Annotated in this window: 2 tRNA genes and 1 rRNA gene; all 3 read left to right on the top strand. The window is 45.3% G+C overall.

What is annotated here, in order from left to right:
* Positions 1–126: 126 nt before the first annotated feature.
* Positions 127–242: ribosomal RNA gene (rrf, locus tag A6D97_RS05700) — 5S ribosomal RNA — on the top strand.
* Positions 243–309: 67 nt separating this feature from the next.
* Positions 310–386: transfer RNA gene (locus A6D97_RS05695), tRNA-Asp, on the top strand.
* A gap of 59 nt (positions 387–445) precedes the next feature.
* Positions 446–522 (top strand) — tRNA-Trp (locus A6D97_RS05690).
* The last annotated feature ends 101 nt before the right edge of the window (positions 523–623 follow it).

Below are 623 nucleotides of genomic sequence, written 5' to 3'. Positions count from 1 at the left end.
CTAATTGCCCGTGAGGCTTAACCATACAACACCCAAGGGGTTTTGTGGACTCAATAGAAATACCAAACGCTTGAATGAGTTTGAAGAGAAATACTTTTAGATAAGCTTTCCGAATTTTAAAATTTGCTTGGCGACCATAGCATTGTGGACCCACCTGATTCCATGCCGAACTCAGAAGTGAAACACAATAGCGCCGATGGTAGTGTGGGGCTTCCCCATGTGAGAGTAGGACATCGCCAGGCTTTAAATTAAATCTTTAGGTTGACCGACCTGGAGATATGGACGCTCACTTAGTGAGTTGACCACTGCGGAGTGGTAGTTCAGTTGGTTAGAATACCGGCCTGTCACGCCGGGGGTCGCGGGTTCGAGTCCCGTCCACTCCGCCACTTATTCGATAACCTCGCCTAGTGCGAGGTTTTTTCGAATCTGAAGTAATGAAAGTTTTAGGGGTGTAGCTCCAATTGGCAGAGCAGCGGATTCCAAATCCGCGTGTTGGGAGTTCGAATCTCTCCACCCCTGCCATATTTAAGGCTCTAGCAGAAATGCTAGAGCCTTTTTGCTTTCTGAATCTAATACCAATTAAAGTAAAAATGTGATCTAATTAAGATTGATGAATTATTGTG

It is taken from the genome of Vibrio sp. ZF57 (assembly GCF_001691235.1).
Taxonomy (GTDB): Bacteria; Pseudomonadota; Gammaproteobacteria; order Enterobacterales; family Vibrionaceae; genus Vibrio; species Vibrio crassostreae_C.
Note: the sequence above shows the minus strand (reverse complement) of the source record. Positions and strands in the feature narration are given on the sequence as shown.